At 42.7% G+C, this 770-nt stretch carries 1 protein-coding gene; it reads right to left on the bottom strand.

The genetic code is table 11. The annotated features are described in order from the left end of the window. Positions 1–17 precede the first annotated feature (17 nt). A partial coding sequence (locus CXF58_RS01210; RefSeq protein WP_102076325.1) for an IS5 family transposase occupies positions 18–770 on the bottom strand: 753 nt, incomplete at its 5' end.

Raw genomic sequence — 770 nt, 5'->3', positions numbered from 1 at the left:
TAGGGCGTGTTGAACATTCATAATTTGAGCCAGATATAAGCACAAGCAAGGGCGACCGTATTTTCATAACTCTGCTTGAGCTTATCAAATCTAGTGGCAACCGCCCTATACTGTTTTAGCTTAGCGAAAGCGTTTTCTACTAGATGTCTGGCTTTATATAAGTCCCAGTCCATATGGTCGTTAGAAGACTGAGTGTTTCGTTTTCGAGGGATGTTATTATGCGTCCCTGCTTGTTCAATATGGGCTCGTAGGGCATCAGAATCATAGCCTTTATCGGCACATAAAACCTCTGTATCGCTCAAATTAACTTTGTCTACTAAATCAGGTGCGACTTTGACATCGTGGGTTGTGCCATCTGATAAAATAAAGGTAATCGGATTGCCATGCGCATCAACTGCTAAGTGAACCTTGGTCGCGCGTCCTGCCACACTTTTACTAATAGATTGTAGGTTCTCATTGCCACCACTGCTGTGCTGATGCGCCTTGATATGAGTACCATCAATGAAGACCCATTCAAGGTCTGCGTCTTTGATTAATAAAGCAAACAGCGTAATCAGCTTATTACTCTTAAACCAGCGCTGGTAAGCTTTATAGATGGTATTAGGCTTGCCAAAATACTCGGGTAAGTCGCGCCAAGGACAGCCAACACGCATGCGATAAAGCACGCCTTCAACCGTTTGTCTAAGATTTCCTTTGTCATAGATATTAAGTTCTAGTAATATAGGTTTTAGTCTTGTCCAGTGTTCATCTTTGAGCATAGTGCGAGGCAT

It is taken from the genome of Psychrobacter sp. Sarcosine-02u-2 (assembly GCF_002836335.1).
Classification (GTDB): domain Bacteria; phylum Pseudomonadota; class Gammaproteobacteria; order Pseudomonadales; family Moraxellaceae; genus Psychrobacter; species Psychrobacter faecalis.
Note: the sequence above shows the minus strand (reverse complement) of the source record. Positions and strands in the feature narration are given on the sequence as shown.